Origin of the sequence: Trichococcus ilyis (assembly GCF_900109135.1) — a bacterium.
GTDB classification, from domain to species: Bacteria; Bacillota; Bacilli; order Lactobacillales; family Aerococcaceae; genus Trichococcus; species Trichococcus ilyis.
On record NZ_FNYT01000010.1, the window covers coordinates 22,715 to 39,270 of the forward strand.

The window sequence follows — 16,556 nt, forward strand, 5'->3', positions numbered from 1 at the left end:
TTGGAATCGCGAAAGCGTTCCGGAGCGCCGCAAAATCGTATGAACGTCGATTACCCATTGCGTAAATTTCTTTTTTTTGGTACAATAACCTTTGTGTAAAATAATGCAGCGAGAAAGAAGCACCCGCGTCAACAGTTCATCGCCATCTTTCAGATGGTTCAATTGCGTACCCTTGCGGCTGCATAAGGTGAAGATTGAAGGATGACCTGCACGCATTGCCGAATTTTCATTCTTATTTTACTCCAAAAATCAAACATTTATTGGAGGAATTTTATTATGTCACGTTATACAGGACCAAGCTGGAAACAAGCTCGCCGTCTGGGCATCTCACTTTTGGGAACAGGTAAAGAATTGGAGCGTCGTCCTTATGTTCCAGGTCAACACGGCCCAAACAACCGTAAAAAATTATCTGAATATGCTATGCAATTGCAAGAAAAACAAAAATTGCGTCACATGTACGGCATGAACGAACGTCAATTCGCGACATTGTTCAAAAAAGCCGGTAAAATCAAAGAAGGTAAACAAGGTGTTAACTTCATGATCTTATTGGAACAACGTTTGGATAACGTAGTTTACCGTCTAGGTTTGGCTTCCACTCGTCGTCAAGCACGTCAATTGGTTAACCACGGTCACGTTACTGTCGATGGCAAACGTGTGGATATCCCTTCATACGAAGTAGCTGTTGGCCAAGTAATCGGTTTGCGCGAAAAATCTAAAGACTTGGTAGTGGTTAAAGCTGCTGTTGAAGGTTTGTTCGGACGTCCGGACTTCGTTACTTTCGACGAAGAAAAAATGGAAGGTTCATTGAACCGCCTGCCAGTTCGCGAAGAATTGCCAGCTGAAATCGATGAGTCATTCGTAGTAGAATACTACAACAAATTAGGCTAATCTCCCCGGAGAACAGCTCAGCGCAAGAAACGGCAAAGCAATTTGCCGTTTCTTTTTGCATTTTGCATCATGGAAAAAGGACTTAGCGGCCGCTAAGTCCTCTTTTTTTATCATGCCCGCTCACCCATACTGCGCCATGCAGATCCGATAAATCGGCAACAGTTCACGGAAAGTCTCCTCCATCGCTGCCAGTGTGCCATCTTCTGTCGCGAGACGAGGATCGCTGGGCGCCAACTTGCGACCGATCAAGAGTTCCGCCTTCTTCACATCCCGCAGTCTGAGCAGAAGCGTCTCCCATCCGACAGCGGCAACCGGCTGCACCTCCGGAACGGTGTGGTCGACCGAAACGACGTAATCACGCGGCAGCTTCTCCAGTTCCGGAATCCGCTCCAGCAGCGCCAAGGCCATTTCCATTTCTTTGGCGGGCTGGTCTATCAGGCAGAGATAAAAAGTGACGCCCTCTTCGGCAATGCCGATCTGAAAATGCGGATATTTCTTGTAGCCCCTTGCGTCGCCACCAATGGCGCACCACGTATTTTCCGGCGCATATCGGGTGCGGCGCAGGTGCTTGGCGACATGCACCGGCAAAGATTGTTCCCCCGACGCTGATGCGATAAGCTCAGCCGCTGTTCCGGCGAAATAGCGGAACTTTGGCTGGATTTTTTCGCGGATGCCGTCCATCCTTTCCTCAAGTCCCTGTATGTCAAAAATATTGAAGTCTTCTTCCGTGAAGTGAATTCCCGCCAAACCGTGCACCTCTTTCTGATTGTCGTCCCACTATTATAGTGAAAAAGCCGGAAGAGGGACAGTTTTTTGATTATTGGAAGTTCGTTGCGAGTTCCTCGATCATCAGATGCATCGATTCTATTCCCCCGCCTGACAGATACCACAAGTCGGAGGACAAATTGATGATTTTGTTCTGCTTGTACGCATCCGTCTGATAGACGAAATCATTCTCCAGCAAGGCTGCGGTTTCGTTGGATGCCGTCCCGATCGCCGCCGTACGGTCCACGACAAACAAAATTTGCGGATTGATTTCCAGCAGCCCTTCATAGCCGATGGACTGGCCGTGCGTGGATCCCTCGATTGCGGCATCGACAGGAGTGAAACCCAAAGTGTCATAAATGAATCCGAAACGCGAGCCGGTGCTGAAAGCGGACATGCTCCCATCGTTCAAGAGCAGCGTCAAGGTTTTCTCGCGGATGCCGGCTGCAGTTGCCCGGACCGTTTCGATTTCTTTGTTCAGGCTGGCGATGGCTTCTTCGGCGGCAGCCTCTTCGTCAAAAATTGCCCCCAAGGTAGTGATGTTGTGTTGGACCGACCCCCAATAATCCGTGTAATCGACGCTGAGCACGACCACTGGCGCGATTTCTTCCAATTGATCCGCAAAGTCCGCCAGGCGGTTCGAAATGATGATGAGCTCAGGCGCCAACTTTGCCAATGACTCCATGTTCGGCTCTTTCAGCGTTCCGATATTTCCGAATTGGTCTGCCTCTTCCGCAAGATAAGCCGGCATGTTTTCGGTCGCCGTCCCCGTGACCGCAGCCTGTTTGCCCAGAGCGATCAGCGTGTCCAAGTGGCCAAAATCCAAAACGGCGACATTTTCGGGATCCTTAGGCACTTCGACGGAACCGCGCGCATCCTCGATGGTCACCGTCTCTTCGGATTCCGGAGCTGCTGTTGTCGAATCTGCCGCATCGGCAGCCCCTTCCTGGGCGCCGCAAGCCGCCAGAGTAAAGATTGAAGCCAAACTCATGATTGTCTTTTGCCATTTTTTCATGTTTCATTCTCCTCTATTTTAAATTGCTTGATAAGTGCAATGTTTTTTCCCATCGGCAGTTGTGATGACTTCCAATGGCACTTCATACAATTCCTGCAAAACTTGGGTCCGGATCACTTCCTCGACCGTGCCGCTCCGGAAGACTTTTCCGTTTTTCATGGCGATGATGTTGTCCGAAAAAACGGATGCGAAATTGACGTCGTGGATGACGACAAGAATCGTTTTGCCCAGTTCGTCCGCCAGATTGCGGATGGTCTGCATCGTCACGATGCTCTGTTTCAGGTCGAGGTTGTTCAAAGGTTCATCCAAAAGGATATACTCGGTGTCCTGAACCAGTATCATCGCGATGGCCGCCCGTTGGAGCTGTCCGCCAGACAACGTATCCAAATAGCGGTTGGCGAATGCTGCCAGATTCAGATAGCCCAAAACCTTATCGATCATTGCCTGATCCGCATCATTCAGTCTGCCCTTCGTATAGGGGAACCTGCCGAACGAGACCAATTCGCGGACCGTCATGCGCACCTGATAGGCATTCTGTTGTTTCAGGATCGAAAGCTCCTTCGCCAGTTCATCGGACTGCCAAGCCTCGATCTCTTTCCCGCGGATCGTCAATATCCCCTCGTCCTTCGTCAACAAACGGCTGATGACCGAAAGGAGCGTGCTTTTGCCGGCGCCGTTCGGACCGATGAAAGCTGTGATTTTACCCTTCTCGATCGCCAAGGAGATGTCGTCCAACACTTTTTCATTCTCATAGGCTTTGCTGACGTTAGTGATTTTCATAATTTGCCCCTTTCCTTCCATAATAACCAAAAGAAATAGATGCCCCCGAACAGTTCGACCAGAATGCTCACATTCGTTTGCAGTTTGAACACTTCTTCGGCGATGAATTGCCCTGCCACAATCATCACAAAACTGAGCAGACTTGCGCCAGGCAACAGATAGTTCAGGCAATAGGTCCTGAACAGCCGATAAGCGATGTTCGCAGCCACAAAACCGAGAAACATCATCGGTCCGACGAGCGCCGCCGAAACGGTCATCAAGAGGATGGCATGCATGAAGGCAAGCTTCGTTTCCTTTTCGACAGCGACACCCAGATTTTTGGCTGTCTGCGTTCCCAGACCCAAAACCTCCAATACTTTCCGCTTGCGCCACAGGCTGATGACCGAGAACAAGGCGATCGGCGCTGCCAAAACAAGTACGGAACCATTGATGTTCTGAAAACTGGCAAACAGCTTCGTCTGGAGTTTATCGTATTCATTCGGATCCATCAGCACTTGCATGAAGGAACTGATGCTGTTGAAGAATGTCCCCATGACAAGCCCGATCATCAGGATGATCTGCATATCGTAATTGTACCGTTGCCACGAAAGCCGGTACAGCAAGAAATAACTTCCCAGCATCAGGAATACCAAAAAAAGGAACTGCCGCTCGGCGCTCAATTGGCTGCCCAAAAACGAGAAACTGAAGTACATCAGCATTGTCTGGAGCAAGCGGTAGAAGGACTCGACTCCCAGTAGGCTGGGCGTCAAAAAGTTGCTGAGAACGACGGTCTGAAAGCTGACTGTGGCAAAGGCAGTACTGATGCTGATGACTGAAAAAGTCAACAGCTTCGTGCTGCGCCAGCCGATGATGAACCGGCTGGCGTTGCCCAAATCCCAAAAGAAAAAAAGGCAAGCCACAGCAACGGCAAGGATAGCCAAGCGTTTCATGACGATGCGGTTTTTCGATGCGTTCTTCATGCGGGGCGCCCTCCTCTCAGCAGCAGCCACAAGAACAGCCCGCCGCCGAAAACACCGAGCACCGTCTCCACCGGTATTTCGTACGGGGGGATGACCGAACGCGAGAACACATCGCACAGCAACAGGAAAATCGCTCCGAAAAGGGCGGTTTTGCCATGGGTACTGCGGACATTGTCACCGAAGCGCAACGAGACGAGATTCGGGATGATCACTCCCAAAAAAGGAAGATTTCCGACCGTGCTCAAGATGACGGCGACCGCCAAAGACACGAACAGCGTCCCGATGAAAAGGACCGCTTCGAACGGCAATCCGAGGTTTTTGGCCGCATCCTTACCGAAGCGCGCAATCGTCAAATGGTCTGCAAAGAAATAAAGGGCCGCGGACAACAGGAAAATGAGGTACATCCCCTCGTACTGCCCTTTGATCACCAATGAAAAATTTCCCTGCATCCAGGCGGAAAGGTTTTGCGTGACGTTGAAGCGAAAAGCAAAAAAGTTGGCGATGCCCCCCAGAATGTTTCCGTACATCAGGCCCAGCAACGGTATCGTCATCTGGCTTTTGAAAGGCAAGCGATTCACGACGATCAAAAACAGGAAAGTCCCCGCCGCGGCAAAGGAGAAGGAAAGAGCCATCTTCCCCATAACCGATAAGCTGGGAAAGAAAACCATGCCGCACAGCATCCCCACCTTCGCCGCATCCACAGTCCCGACTGTGTCGGGGGCGGCAAACCGGTTCTGCGTCAATGCTTGCATGACCAGTCCGGATAACGCCAAACCCGCTCCAGCCAATAAAACCGTAATCGTCCTCGGCAGGCGTGACGACACCAATATCAGACGGTCCGTGCTGTTCCCGGCCAGCAACTGCTCCATCGAGAATGCGGCCGTCCCCACTCCCAAGGAAAGCAAAACTGCAGCTGCCACCGCCAAAACAAACAATAATTTCTTCAAGCTCAACTCACCATCTTCCAAAAGCAATTCCTTAATGAGAACGATTCTAATTGAGAACCATTCTCATTTAATGGTATAGGTGCTATTCTACTTGAAGCCGGAATAAAACACAAGACCACAAATGAGATTTCCATGAAAAAAAGTAAGCGAATCTTAAATACAGTGTTTTGGTCTAGCCTGAACCGCGAAAAAACGTCACGAAAAAGACCAGCCCTTTTGACGGACTGGTCTTTTTCGGAATGACTTCATTTTTTCAGGATGCCTAAGATCCCTCGGGAAATGACCCGGCCGACTTCCCGGCCGATTTGCGACATCAAATTTTTGGTGAATCGGTCCATTGTGGAATCGCGGGAACTGCCCGCCCGTTTTTGCCGGCTTTGTTCCCTTTGGCGTTCATTTTCGAGTTTTTTCAGCTGTTCGGCTTTTTCCTTTTCCCTCGCGGCCAGTTCTTCGTTCTCTTCCAGCTCGATCGCTTTTATTTCCGCCAAACGCTGAAGTTGCTCATAAGAGGATTCCCTGTCGATTGCCTCGCTGTATTTATAAAACAACAAGGAACGGTTGATTTTTTCTGTCTTGACGAGCGGGTCCAGAATGCCCATCTTGCTCTCCGGCGGATAAATCATGACTTGCTGAACATAGCCGGGGGTCCCTTCCGGATCGAGAAAAGACACCAGCGCTTCCCCGACTTTGAGCTCCGTCACTTTTTTAGCCAATTCTTCCCCCTCGCGTTGCCGGAAGGTATCAGCGACCGCTTTGACTGTCTTCTGTTCCTTCAGCGTAAAGGCGCGCAAAGCATGTTGGATCTTGTTGCCCAGTTGGCTCAAAATGGCATTCGGGAGATCGGTAGGATTTTGCGTCACGAAATAAACCCCGACTCCTTTGGAACGGATCAGCCGTACAATGAGCTCGATTTTTTCCTCCAGGATATCCGGAATATCCTGGAAGAGGACATGCGCTTCATCAAAAAAGAAAACGATCTTCGGCTTTTCCAGATCACCGACTTCCGGCAATTGCTCGTACAACTCCGAAAGGAACCACAACAGGAACGTCGAATAGAGTTTTGGCGACATGAACAGCCGGTTCGCCATCAGAATGTTCACATAACCGCGACCATCCGCATCCGCTTTTAACAGATCCTGGATATCGAACATCGGCTCGCCAAAGAAAAGGTTGCCGCCCTGTTCTTCGATCACCAATAAGCCTCTCAAGATCGCACCAATGGATTGCTTTGAGACATTTCCGTATTCGCGGCGCAATTCCGCCGCATTGTCTCCGACAAAATTCAGGATGGCCCGCAGATCTTTGATGTCGATGAGCAGGAGCTGTTTCTCATCCGCCACTTTGAAAGCAATATTCATGATCCCTTCCTGGGTCTCATTGAGCCCCAGAAGTCGCGACAACAGGAGCGGGCCCATATCGGAAATGGTCGTCCGCACGGGCACACCGCTCGAACCGAAAATATCCAGCAGTTCCACCGGGTAGCCACGGAGTTCAAAATCCGCCGGCTGCAGCCTCGTCACCCTTTCCCTTATTTTTTCGTTCCATTCACCCGGCTCCGCAATGCTCGCCAAATCCCCTTTGACGTCCGCAAGAAAGACCGGGATGCCGGCTTTGCTCAATTGTTCTGCGATAACTTTCAACGTCACCGTTTTGCCTGTGCCGGTCGCACCGGCTATCAGCCCATGCCGATTCAGCTTATCCATCTGGATGATTGCCGGATTTTCCCCTTGCCCGATCACCAGTTCTTGGCGCATTCAAAATCCCTCCTAAGCCTGACATTTCACTCTTATTGTACAATATTTTGAAAACAGCGTACAACCGTAAGCCCTCTCTTTCAAAAGCAACGCCAGAAAGTGCAGCGGAAAGCAAAAACCACTCCGCCAAAAGTCGGGTGAGTGGTTCAAGTCCCTCATTACCTGATGATTTCCGCTCCCAATGAACCGGAAAAATGCCGCAAGGCCCAGTCGTGGCCGATCGGATCAAAACTTGCGACAGCTTTCTCATGGATGACGATCCTGTAGCCGAGATTGTATGCATCCACTGCCGTATGCAAGACACAGATGTCGGTGCAGACACCCGTCAAATGGATTTCCGTGATACCCCGTTCCCGCAGGCGAACATCCAAATCTGTGCCGCTGAAGGCGGAGTAGTGGCGCTTGTCGATCCAATACACGTTCCGGCTGTCTTTATGCTCCTCATAGAGAGCCGCCAAAGAGCCGTACAGTTCTCTTCCTGCAGTACCGGCAAGGTTGTGCGGCGGGAACAGTTTATTCTCGGGATGGTACACGTCCTCGGCGTCATGACAATCGATGGCAAAAACGACAAAGTCACCTTTTTCGACAAAAGACTGCGTGACCGCGACCAATTCCGATTCGATGCGCTGTCCATCGGCTCCAGTCGTCAAAGCGCCGTCTGTCGCGACAAAATCATTCGTATAATCAATCGACAACAATGCTCTCATGGGCATTCCCTCTATTCTTGGTTATTTTTCAGCAGTTCGATGACCATCTCTGCGGATTTTTTCCCGGCTTCGACGATGAATTCGTCGAATGTCTGCGCCGCGCCGTCGCTTGCTCCGTCCGAAATGGCGCGGATGATTGCGAATGGCGTCCCCATTACATAACAGGCCTGAGCGATCGATGCCCCTTCCATTTCAGTTGCAAAGGCGTCGGGGAAACTTTCTTTGATGCGGCTTGTACCGCTCTCTGAAGCGATGAACGAATCGCTGGAGACAATCGTTCCTTGGACGACATGCAGACCGACTTTTTCTGCTGCGCGGGTTATCTTTTCGACGACTTGTTGATCCGCTTCATAGTAATGCGGCATCTGCGGAACTTGCCCTACGGAATAGCCGAATGCGGTGGCGTCGACATCATGATAAGCGACCTTATCCGCCACAACGACATCCCCGACATGCAGACTTTCCTGCAGTCCGCCGGCCGATCCCGTATTGATGACGAAGTCAGGACGGTAACGATCGATGATGAAGGCGGCGGCAATCGCCGAATTGACTTTGCCGATGCCCGACTGGACCAATACCACTTCCTGGTTTTCGATTTTCCCTCTTGTGAAAACGAGGTGGAAATGGCTTTCTTCTGTTCTGTCTGTCATATTTTCCAACAATATACGGTTTTCTTCTTCCATTGCTCCAATAATTCCGATCATACGTGTTTCCTTTCTGGTAGCTGCATTTTAGATCAAAGAACGAAAGCAATCGCGAAGACCAAAATGATCAGCAGGATGACGATCAGGATGGCTTTGTTCAGATAGCTGTCCAATCTCCTGCCTCTCTCCTTGTCCGATAGGCGCTGCGCCTTCGCGGTGGCTGGCTGTTTTTCAGCCTTGCGGAACAGCTTTATTTTCGGCTTGACGATTGGGGCTTTGTTGCCGTTCTCCGACCTTTTCTTTTCGGTTGGCGTGCTTCTTTTTTCAGCCGCAGCAGGAGCCGGTCTGTTTCCTTTTTCGTTTGCCGGAGTGGCGGATCGCTCAGGCACTTTCAGCGGGGGCATGATTTTTTTGCCCTCCGCCCCTGTTTGGGTTGCTTGGTCCCTTTTGTACTGGCGATAACGTTCCCGGGTGATCAGCGGTTTCTTTGGTTCTGACATCCTATCCCTCGATTCTTTCGCGCAAAAGACGCATCTCCCAATAAAGCATGGCGTAGATGGTTTTCGAATCGCAGATTTCTCCGGATTCCTGCAAAGCTTTTGCTTCATCGTATGTCAATTCCAATACCTCGATGAATTCATCCTCATCCATCGGCAAAGAATTTTCGATTTTCGTCAATCCTTCCGCCAGATAGATTGTGATCCGCTCATCCAAGTAAGCCGGTGTCGGATAGAAGACCGCCAATTCGGACCACTGCTCCGCACGATAATCCGTCTCTTCCTCCAGTTCGCGAATGGCTGCCACCAAGGGCTCCTTATCGGATGTCTCCAATTTTCCTGCCGGGATTTCGACCACGGTCCGATCCAATGGTTTCCGGAACTGCCTGACCATCACCATTTTGCCGTCGGAAGTGAAGGGAATCATCGCTACGGCACCCGGATGCCTGATCATCTCCCTGACTGAGGTTTTTCCGTTCGGCAACAGCACTTCTTCCCGCACCAAATGCAACAAGACGCCATCGAATATTCTCTCGCTTTTAACTGTTTTTTCTTCAAATTCCATATTTTGTACCTCCCCTATCCACTCTCTTGATCATGTATTATCATAACCTATCTTTTCCGCAATTTACAAGAGTCTCGCGAGATTCGCCCAAAACAGGCAGCGGCAGTCAAAATCATCCTTTCGGCCGATAGGTGACCACCGCGCTTTTATGCTAGAATAATAGCATAAGCACAGACAAAGTGGACAGCATGTATTCAAAGGAGGAAATGGTTATGTGGAGCAACATTAAAGATATTTTGAGATATACGTTTTCCAGCGTCATCAGCCTGATTGCATTGGTGGTATTCTATTTCATATTCGGGTTTGATTTCTGGACTTCGATTGCGCTGACCCTCGCGCTGGGCATCTTCTTGTACTACGCCCAAAACGGCGGAAGAATCCAATGGCCACTGAAGGCACAGAAACAAAAGAACGCGCCGGGCAGACTCAGCGCCGACAAAGAGGCATTCTACCATTCGAAAGGAATGACCAAGGATCAGATCGCTTACTTCCGCAGCACAATGGCCCAAGCGAAAACAACTATCGAAGACATCGAATCCAATCTGCAGCAGCGCTCAAAATTGAAGGCGATCGCCGCACGCAACGACACGGTGGGCATACTGAAGGACTTCTTCCGGAATATCGTCAATCAGCCCAACCGACTGCATGAAGTCGACAAATTCCTGTACACGAATCTTCCCAGCTTGAAGGAACTGACGGAAAAATATATTACGATTGACGGCCATGTCTCCAAACCGAAGGAAACATACACAGCCTTGGACAATTGCGCCCAGACGATCGATGAGATGTGCCGTCTGATCGCTGAGGATTACGTGCGCTTCATGTCCAATGACATCGAGGATATGGACATCGAGTTGGAACTTGCAAAGCAAGTTTTGAAAAGGGATAATGAAGGAAAAAGCACCGTAAATGCTTTGGACGAAGAAATCTAGGAGGAATACGGATGGATCCATTTGATGCTGCAGGACAGAACAAACAAACTAACAACAAGGATGTCAACCAGGAGTTGGATGATTTGCTGGCCAACCCTTTTGCCGATCCATTTGCCCAGCCAGCGGTGATTGCCGCTGCACCGGAAGCTGCGAACGCGGTGATCAATCCAGATCGGCTGATCGATCGTTTGCCGGAGGAAAGGCAAAAGCAAGCATTGGCATTGGCCGGACAAATCGATGAAAATAACATGCAGGCCATCATCAGCTATGGCGCGGCAGCCCAAAAACAATTGGGCGAATTCTCTCATTCGATGCTGGATCATGTCCAGAACCAGGATACCGGCGAAATCGGCGATTCCTTGAACGATCTGATGTACCGTCTCAACGAGGCCAAACCGGAAGACCTGCGGGCAGAGGACAACAATGTCTTCCGCAAAATCTTCGGCAAGGTCAAACAATCCGCCTATGAGATGACGGCAAAATACCAAAAGATTGGTGCCCAAATCGATAAGATCGCGATCAAATTGGACAGGGAAAAGAACGGTTTGCTGAACGACAATGTCACCTTGGAGCAGCTGTACCAAAAAAACAAGGATTATTTTGAAGCTCTGAACATCTACATCGCTGCCGGGGAAGTCAAAATGGAGGAGCTGCAGAATAATGTGATCCCTCGTGCAATCCAAACTGCCGAGGCCTCCCAGAGCCAGATGGATGTGCAGATCGTCAACGACCTGAAGCAGTTCCTCGATCGACTCGAAAAACGTACGCATGACCTGCGTTTGACCAGACAGATGACGATCCAACAGGCTCCGCAGATCCGCCTGATCCAAAACACGAACCAGGCACTGGCCGAAAAAATCCAGTCCTCGATCCATACCGCCATTCCGCTGTGGAAAAACCAAGTGGCCATCGCCTTGACCCTGTTGCGCCAAAAGGATGCAGTGACAGCGCAAAGGCAAGTGTCGCAAACCACCAACGATCTGATGCGCAAGAATTCTGAAATGTTGAAAATTTCAGCCATCGAAACGGCCAAAGAAAATGAACGGGGTGTGATCGATATCGAAACGCTCAAGCAGACACAACAGGACTTGATCGAAACATTGGAGGAGACCATCAAAATCCAACAGGAAGGCCGCATCAAGCGCAAAGAAGCCGAAAAGGAATTGGCGCAGATGGAAAACGATCTGAAGGGCAAATTATTGGATATCCACCAACAGGAACAACAACTTCATTGATGCCTCAGGACTGCTCCGTTTCGGGGCAGTCTTTCCTTTGGTGCTGAGCCGGACCTTCGATAAGCTTTTCTTGGGAAGCCCATCGAGCGAAGCGCCTTGCTTTTTCTGAAAACCTTCCGTCGCAAGGGCTTATTATTTGTAATGTGACTCATTTTATATATAATAGGAGTATAGTTAATTAGAAATAACTATATTGTTACTGCATTTGTATTTAAAGAAAAGGAGGAAAAGAAATGGGCTTTATTTGGTCTTTAATTGTTGGCGGAATCTTAGGCGCGTTGGCAGGATCGTTTTTGGGCAAGGATGTCCCCGGTGGCATAATCGGAAACATCGTCGCTGGTTTTGTCGGTTCATGGTTAGGAACAACTTTATTTGGAGCATGGGGGCCTGAAATCGGCGGATTCTACATCGTTCCTGCATTGGTCGGGGCAGTCATCCTGATTTTCATCCTATCCTTCCTTCTGCGAAGCATGAAGAAGTAACCTTTCCGATTCGGACCCTAGCAGATAGGATATCTGTTTTATGATAGAACCGTTGTTTTGCGATCGTGTGGCGGATTGCAGGAACAACGGTTTTTTTGCATTCAAAAAGCGCACCGGAAGAAACTTCCGGTGCGCTTTGGATGCGCTAATGTGAAAAAATAGGATTATAATTTTACAACGTTAGCTGCTTGAGGTCCGCGGTTGCCGTCAACGATTTCGAATTCAACTTCTTGGCCTTCTTCCAAAGTTTTGAAGCCTTCGCCTTGGATAGCTGAGAAATGTACGAATACATCGTCTTTTCCTTCAACTTCGATGAATCCAAAACCTTTTTCGCCGTTAAACCATTTTACTTTTCCTTGTTCCATAATCGTGTAATACCTCCAAAATTTTCATTGGTAAAATGCTAATACAAATAATTAGTATCATATTAGTTCAAGTTACTAATATAATTATAACGAATTTCCCGCCCAAATTCAAGAGGAATTTATGCGCTTTCTTTAAAAAATATTCCTCAAAAGATAAAATCTTTGTCTCCTCTGCCAAAAATCAACAGAAGCACGCAAAAACGACGTCAGAATCCGTCATCTTGCGTGCTCTTGCTCTATATTCACATCATTTTAACGCGGCACGACGAGCAGGGATCAGGCTTCTTCCTGCACGAGGGCTTCCGGATATTCGGATCTCACAATATCCGCGCAACGTCTGCATAGGGAAGTCGCATCCTCGATTTGTCCGACCTCTTCCTTGATGGCACGGCATCTTTCGCATGTTTCGCCATGTGCGTGCTCCACCAGAACGGCAAGATGATCGAACGGCACCGCTTCGGCTGGAGCAGCTGCCAATTCATTGACATCGAGATGCGAAACGATGAATAATTGCTCCAGATTCGCATCCAAAGAGTCGAACAGCGCTTTTGTTTCCTGGTCCACGAACAGCGACAGATGCGCCTCAAAAGATTTTCCGATCGTCTTCTCATTACGCGCAACTTCCAGTGCTTTCAATACCGCATCACGGATATCCATGAATTTTTCCCATTGGCCCAAAATTTGGGACTGGTCTTCGCGGATGCTGATTTCCGGCAATTCAGCCAATTGTGCGTACTGCTCCTCTTCTTTCAGGAAACTCCAGATTTCTTCCGTCGTGTGCGGGATGATCGGGGTCAAAAGTTTGGCCAACTTGACCAACACTTCGTAAAACACAGTCTGCATCGCGCGTCTTTCTGCATTATCCGCTTTTTCGATATAGACGACATCTTTGGCAAAATCAAGATAGAATGCCGACAGATCAACCGTGCAGAAGTTCATGATCGTTTGGTAGATGGTCGAGAACTCGTACTCTTTATAGGCTGTCACGCAAGTTTCAACAACTTGATCCAAGCGCGCCATCATGTATTGATCGACGCTGCGCAGCTCTTCGTAGGCCACTGCATGCTCCTTCGGTTGGAAATCTTCCGTATTCCCGATCAGGAAACGCATCGTGTTGCGGATTTTGCGGTAAGTTTCGGAAACTTGCTTCAGGATGTCGTCGCTGATCCGGACATCGGATTCATAGTCGACACTGGATACCCATAGGCGGATGATGTCCGCGCCCATGTTCTTGACGACTTTTTCCGGCAGGACCGTGTTGCCCAACGATTTGCTCATTTTGCGGCCTTCCCCATCCAAAACGAAACCTTGCGAAAGGACTGTTTTGTAAGGTGCAACTCCGTTGATCGCAACGCTGGTCGTGATGCTCGAGTTGAACCAACCGCGGTACTGATCGGAACCTTCCAAGTACATATCGGCAGGGAAGGTCAGATCTTCCCTTGCGCGCAGCACAGCTTCGTGCGAGGAACCGGAATCGAACCAAACGTCCATGATGTCCATTTCCTTCGTGAATTCCCCGTTCGGACTGCCCGGATGCGTGAACCCTTCAGGAAGCAAGTCTTTTGCTTCCCGCTCGAACCACACGTTCGATCCGAATTCGCCGATCAAGGTTGCGGCATGATCGATTGTTTCCGGAGTGATGATCGGTTCGCCATTCTCCGCATAGAAGATCGGCAACGGCACGCCCCAAACTCGTTGGCGGGAAATGACCCAGTCGCCGCGGTCGCGGATCATGTTGAACAATCTGACTTTGCCGGACGGATGCAGCCATTCGACATTGTCGATTTCGTCCAGGATGTCCTGACGGAATTTATCGATGGAAGCGAACCATTGCGGCGTCGCGCGGTAAATGACCGGTTTCTTGGTGCGCCAATCATGCGGATAGCTGTGGACGAAGAAGTCCAGCTTCAGCAGCGCGCCTTTTTCAGCCAGCAGATCAGTGATCAGTTTATTGGCTTTGTCGTAGAATACGCCTTCGAAACCTGGTGCTTCAGCTGTGTAGCAACCTTTGTTGTCGATCGGGGACAGTACTTCCAGGCCATATTTTTTGCTGACGAGATAGTCGTCCTCACCGTGGCCTGGAGCGGTATGGACCAGCCCAGTACCGGCTTCAAGCGTTACATGGTCCCCTACCATTACTAAGGCTTCGCGATCATAGAACGGGTGTTGGGCTGTCATATACTCCAACTCCGAACCTTTCAGTTCCTGCAGGACTTCCACGGATTCCCATCCAATCGCTTCTTTGACCGTACCGATCAATTCCTTGGCGACAACAAATTTCCTGCCGTCAGCGGATACAACCACATAGTCGAAATCAGCATTTACGGAAATGCCCAAGTTCGCCGGCAAAGTCCAAGGTGTGGTCGTCCAGATGACGAAGGCGGTGTCGTTGTCCAAGATCCCTTTGCCGTCCTTGATCTGGAAAGCCACATAGATGGAAGCGGACTTCACATCTTTGTATTCGATTTCGGCTTCCGCCAGCGAGGATTCGCTGGATGGCGACCAGTAGATAGGCTTCAGGCCTTTATAGATGTAGCCTTTTTCCGCCATCTTCCCGAACACACGGATTTCGGCTTCTTCATATTTCGGCAACAGCGTCACGTATGGATTTTCCCAATCGCCTGCGATGCCCAAACGTTTGAAGACGGTTCTCTGTCCGTCGATCTGTTTCCAAGCATAATCTTCGCATAACTTGCGGAATTCAGCCAGGCTCATCGCCTTGCGGTTCACGCCTGTGTTCGTTAGGGCTTGTTCGATCGGCAGACCATGTGTATCCCAACCCGGAACGTATGGAGAGCGGAATCCGGACATGGACTTCGAGCGGACAATGATGTCCTTGCTGATTTTGTTCAGGGCATGTCCCATGTGGACGGCGCCATTGGCGTAAGGAGGGCCGTCGTGCAGGACAAAAGTCGGTTTGTCCGCATTCAGTTCTTGTCTTTTTGCATAGATATCCTTTTCTTCCCAATCCTTCTGCCATTCCAATTCACGGACAGGCAAATTAGCTTTCATCGGAAAAGCTGTTTTTCCCAAGTGCAGCGTATCTTTCATTTTCATTATCGGAAACTCCCTTTTCATGATTTTTTCTACAAAAAAAGACCCGTCTCCAAAAGGGACGAAGTCTTCGTGGTACCACCCAAATTCAAAGCGACAACGGCCGAAATCGGCTGTCATGCTTCCTCTTGCAAACCGTTAACGCTGCTCAGGCGACCTTTTTTACTTCTGTCTGTTCAAAAAGATTCTCATGGAGGATCCTGGAAAAAGAGGGACTTATTGGCCTTCCACCATACGCCAATTCGCTGAAAGTGTCTTTTTTTCGGGTGTTCCATTCTTCAATAATTAGATTCTACTTGTTTTCTTCCGGAATTTCAATAGCTTCCAATGCAGCTGCGGCAAGTTTCTCTTCCGCTCTTGCTTCTTCAGCCAGTCTTCCGCCGACTTCGAATTCGGCGGCATCATCTGAATTTGCGACCAAGTCATCGATGATGCGGGTGCGGTTGGACAAGACTTCATTCAAAGTGGGTGTTGACACTTGGCCTTCCGGGGAAGCGTTCAACAGATTGTTCCACTCATCATTCATGATGAGGTTCAGTTGGGACTCAACAAGCAGCTGCAGCTTCTGTTTGAAATTGCGGCTTTCCTTGCGGACCGCATCCGTCTCTTCATTAATTTTTGTGGCTTTTCCGGCCGCTTCCTGCAACAGGCGATCCGCACTTTTTTCAGCTTCAAACAAGATGATTTCAGCCTCTTTGCGCGCATTTTCTTTCAGTCTGTCGGCGGCATCCTGCGCCACGACGATCGACTTGTTCAGGGCATCCTGCAAGTTGCTGAAATGCTGCAGTTTTTCTTCGGCAAATTTCAGTTGTTTTTGCAGATCTTTATTTTGTTTGATGACTTCTTCAAATTCTTTGGTGACTGCATCCAAAAAGTCGTTGACTTGTTCTTTGTCGTACCCTTTAATTTTGACAGGGAATTCCTTGTGTTGAATGTCTAATGGAGTCAAGCTCATCTAATACACACC

Annotated in this window: 17 protein-coding genes; 4 read left to right on the plus strand and 13 right to left on the minus strand. The window is 49.4% G+C overall.

The window, feature by feature from the left end; all coding sequences use genetic code 11:
- Nucleotides 1-276 precede the first annotated feature (276 nt).
- A complete protein-coding gene (gene rpsD / locus BMX58_RS06380; RefSeq protein WP_068623211.1) occupies nucleotides 277-888 on the plus strand; it encodes a 30S ribosomal protein S4 in 612 nt (203 codons plus the stop codon).
- Between the two features lie 120 nt (nucleotides 889-1,008).
- Here rpsD and BMX58_RS06385 read toward each other — a convergent pair whose 3' ends face one another.
- The 10 genes from BMX58_RS06385 to BMX58_RS06430 form a co-directional block, all read right to left on the minus strand.
- The gene (locus BMX58_RS06385; RefSeq protein ID WP_162268624.1) at nucleotides 1,009-1,635 is read right to left on the minus strand and encodes a DUF1054 family protein; all 627 of its coding nucleotides are present in this window, start codon (nucleotides 1,633-1,635) and stop codon (nucleotides 1,009-1,011) included.
- A gap of 70 nt (nucleotides 1,636-1,705) precedes the next feature.
- The gene (locus BMX58_RS06390; protein WP_068623212.1) at nucleotides 1,706-2,668 is read right to left on the minus strand and encodes a siderophore ABC transporter substrate-binding protein; all 963 of its coding nucleotides are present in this window, start codon (nucleotides 2,666-2,668) and stop codon (nucleotides 1,706-1,708) included.
- 18 nt (nucleotides 2,669-2,686) lie between these two features.
- Complete coding sequence (locus BMX58_RS06395) at nucleotides 2,687-3,448, minus strand: iron ABC transporter ATP-binding protein (RefSeq protein ID WP_068623213.1); 762 nt, start codon at nucleotides 3,446-3,448, stop codon at nucleotides 2,687-2,689.
- Nucleotides 3,445-4,407, minus strand: a complete 963-nt coding sequence (locus tag BMX58_RS06400; protein WP_068623214.1) for an iron chelate uptake ABC transporter family permease subunit — start codon at nucleotides 4,405-4,407, stop codon at nucleotides 3,445-3,447. The genes BMX58_RS06395 and BMX58_RS06400 overlap by 4 nt, the downstream gene beginning before the upstream one ends.
- Nucleotides 4,404-5,354 (minus strand): ABC transporter permease, encoded by a 951-nt coding sequence (locus BMX58_RS06405; RefSeq protein WP_068623275.1) that lies wholly within the window; start codon nucleotides 5,352-5,354, stop codon nucleotides 4,404-4,406. Before BMX58_RS06405 ends, BMX58_RS06400 begins: the two co-directional genes overlap by 4 nt.
- Nucleotides 5,355-5,599: 245 nt before the next feature.
- Nucleotides 5,600-7,108, minus strand: a complete 1,509-nt coding sequence (locus tag BMX58_RS06410) for a helicase HerA-like domain-containing protein (protein WP_068623215.1) — start codon at nucleotides 7,106-7,108, stop codon at nucleotides 5,600-5,602.
- A 158-nt stretch (nucleotides 7,109-7,266) separates the two neighbouring features.
- Entirely contained in the window at nucleotides 7,267-7,815 is a 549-nt protein-coding gene (locus BMX58_RS06415; RefSeq protein WP_068623216.1) for a cysteine hydrolase family protein, read from the minus strand.
- Between the two features lie 11 nt (nucleotides 7,816-7,826).
- A complete protein-coding gene (locus BMX58_RS06420) occupies nucleotides 7,827-8,519 on the minus strand; it encodes a 5'-methylthioadenosine/adenosylhomocysteine nucleosidase (protein ID WP_068623217.1) in 693 nt (230 codons plus the stop codon).
- A 32-nt stretch (nucleotides 8,520-8,551) separates the two neighbouring features.
- Nucleotides 8,552-8,959 carry a hypothetical protein gene (locus BMX58_RS06425; RefSeq protein WP_068623218.1) on the minus strand — a complete coding sequence of 136 codons (408 nt, stop codon included), beginning with the start codon at nucleotides 8,957-8,959 and terminating at the stop codon, nucleotides 8,552-8,554.
- A gap of 1 nt (nucleotide 8,960) precedes the next feature.
- Complete coding sequence (locus BMX58_RS06430) at nucleotides 8,961-9,521, minus strand: NUDIX domain-containing protein (RefSeq protein ID WP_068623219.1); 561 nt, start codon at nucleotides 9,519-9,521, stop codon at nucleotides 8,961-8,963.
- A gap of 212 nt (nucleotides 9,522-9,733) precedes the next feature.
- On the opposite strand from BMX58_RS06430, the gene BMX58_RS06435 reads away from it, so the two are divergent.
- From BMX58_RS06435 to BMX58_RS06445, 3 genes are all read left to right on the plus strand, one after another.
- Nucleotides 9,734-10,453: a 5-bromo-4-chloroindolyl phosphate hydrolysis family protein gene (locus BMX58_RS06435; RefSeq protein WP_239420561.1), complete on the plus strand. Its 720-nt coding sequence runs from the start codon at nucleotides 9,734-9,736 to the stop codon at nucleotides 10,451-10,453.
- Nucleotides 10,454-10,464: 11 nt separating this feature from the next.
- Nucleotides 10,465-11,688: a toxic anion resistance protein gene (locus BMX58_RS06440; protein WP_068623220.1), complete on the plus strand. Its 1,224-nt coding sequence runs from the start codon at nucleotides 10,465-10,467 to the stop codon at nucleotides 11,686-11,688.
- A gap of 233 nt (nucleotides 11,689-11,921) precedes the next feature.
- Nucleotides 11,922-12,170 carry a GlsB/YeaQ/YmgE family stress response membrane protein gene (locus BMX58_RS06445; protein ID WP_068623221.1) on the plus strand — a complete coding sequence of 83 codons (249 nt, stop codon included), beginning with the start codon at nucleotides 11,922-11,924 and terminating at the stop codon, nucleotides 12,168-12,170.
- 164 nt (nucleotides 12,171-12,334) lie between these two features.
- Here BMX58_RS06445 and cspD read toward each other — a convergent pair whose 3' ends face one another.
- From cspD to BMX58_RS06460, 3 genes are all read right to left on the minus strand, one after another.
- Nucleotides 12,335-12,535, minus strand: coding sequence for a cold-shock protein CspD (cspD, locus tag BMX58_RS06450; RefSeq protein ID WP_068623222.1), 201 nt, complete (start codon nucleotides 12,533-12,535; stop codon nucleotides 12,335-12,337).
- Between the two features lie 276 nt (nucleotides 12,536-12,811).
- A complete protein-coding gene (ileS, locus tag BMX58_RS06455) occupies nucleotides 12,812-15,592 on the minus strand; it encodes an isoleucine--tRNA ligase (RefSeq protein WP_068623277.1) in 2,781 nt (926 codons plus the stop codon).
- A gap of 289 nt (nucleotides 15,593-15,881) precedes the next feature.
- Nucleotides 15,882-16,544, minus strand: coding sequence for a DivIVA domain-containing protein (locus tag BMX58_RS06460; protein WP_068623223.1), 663 nt, complete (start codon nucleotides 16,542-16,544; stop codon nucleotides 15,882-15,884).
- Between the last annotated feature and the right edge of the window lie 12 nt (nucleotides 16,545-16,556).

Excerpts from the sequence above, each read along its gene's own strand:
- BMX58_RS06430 (WP_068623219.1), bottom strand. The coding sequence starts at position 9,521 with ATGGAATTTGAAGAAAAAACAGTTAAAAGCGAGAGAATATTCGATGGC.
- BMX58_RS06410 (WP_068623215.1), bottom strand. The coding sequence starts at position 7,108 with ATGCGCCAAGAACTGGTGATCGGGCAAGGGGAAAATCCGGCAATCATC.
- cspD (WP_068623222.1), bottom strand. The coding sequence starts at position 12,535 with ATGGAACAAGGAAAAGTAAAATGGTTTAACGGCGAAAAAGGTTTTGGA.
- BMX58_RS06400 (WP_068623214.1), bottom strand. The coding sequence starts at position 4,407 with ATGAAGAACGCATCGAAAAACCGCATCGTCATGAAACGCTTGGCTATC.
- BMX58_RS06390 (WP_068623212.1), bottom strand. The coding sequence starts at position 2,668 with ATGAAAAAATGGCAAAAGACAATCATGAGTTTGGCTTCAATCTTTACT.
- BMX58_RS06420 (WP_068623217.1), bottom strand. The coding sequence starts at position 8,519 with ATGATCGGAATTATTGGAGCAATGGAAGAAGAAAACCGTATATTGTTG.
- rpsD (WP_068623211.1), top strand. The coding sequence starts at position 277 with ATGTCACGTTATACAGGACCAAGCTGGAAACAAGCTCGCCGTCTGGGC.
- BMX58_RS06395 (WP_068623213.1), bottom strand. The coding sequence starts at position 3,448 with ATGAAAATCACTAACGTCAGCAAAGCCTATGAGAATGAAAAAGTGTTG.
- BMX58_RS06445 (WP_068623221.1), top strand. The coding sequence starts at position 11,922 with ATGGGCTTTATTTGGTCTTTAATTGTTGGCGGAATCTTAGGCGCGTTG.
- BMX58_RS06440 (WP_068623220.1), top strand. The coding sequence starts at position 10,465 with ATGGATCCATTTGATGCTGCAGGACAGAACAAACAAACTAACAACAAG.
- BMX58_RS06415 (WP_068623216.1), bottom strand. The coding sequence starts at position 7,815 with ATGAGAGCATTGTTGTCGATTGATTATACGAATGATTTTGTCGCGACA.
- BMX58_RS06435 (WP_239420561.1), top strand. The coding sequence starts at position 9,734 with ATGTGGAGCAACATTAAAGATATTTTGAGATATACGTTTTCCAGCGTC.
- BMX58_RS06425 (WP_068623218.1), bottom strand. The coding sequence starts at position 8,959 with ATGTCAGAACCAAAGAAACCGCTGATCACCCGGGAACGTTATCGCCAG.
- BMX58_RS06460 (WP_068623223.1), bottom strand. The coding sequence starts at position 16,544 with ATGAGCTTGACTCCATTAGACATTCAACACAAGGAATTCCCTGTCAAA.
- ileS (WP_068623277.1), bottom strand. The coding sequence starts at position 15,592 with ATGAAAATGAAAGATACGCTGCACTTGGGAAAAACAGCTTTTCCGATG.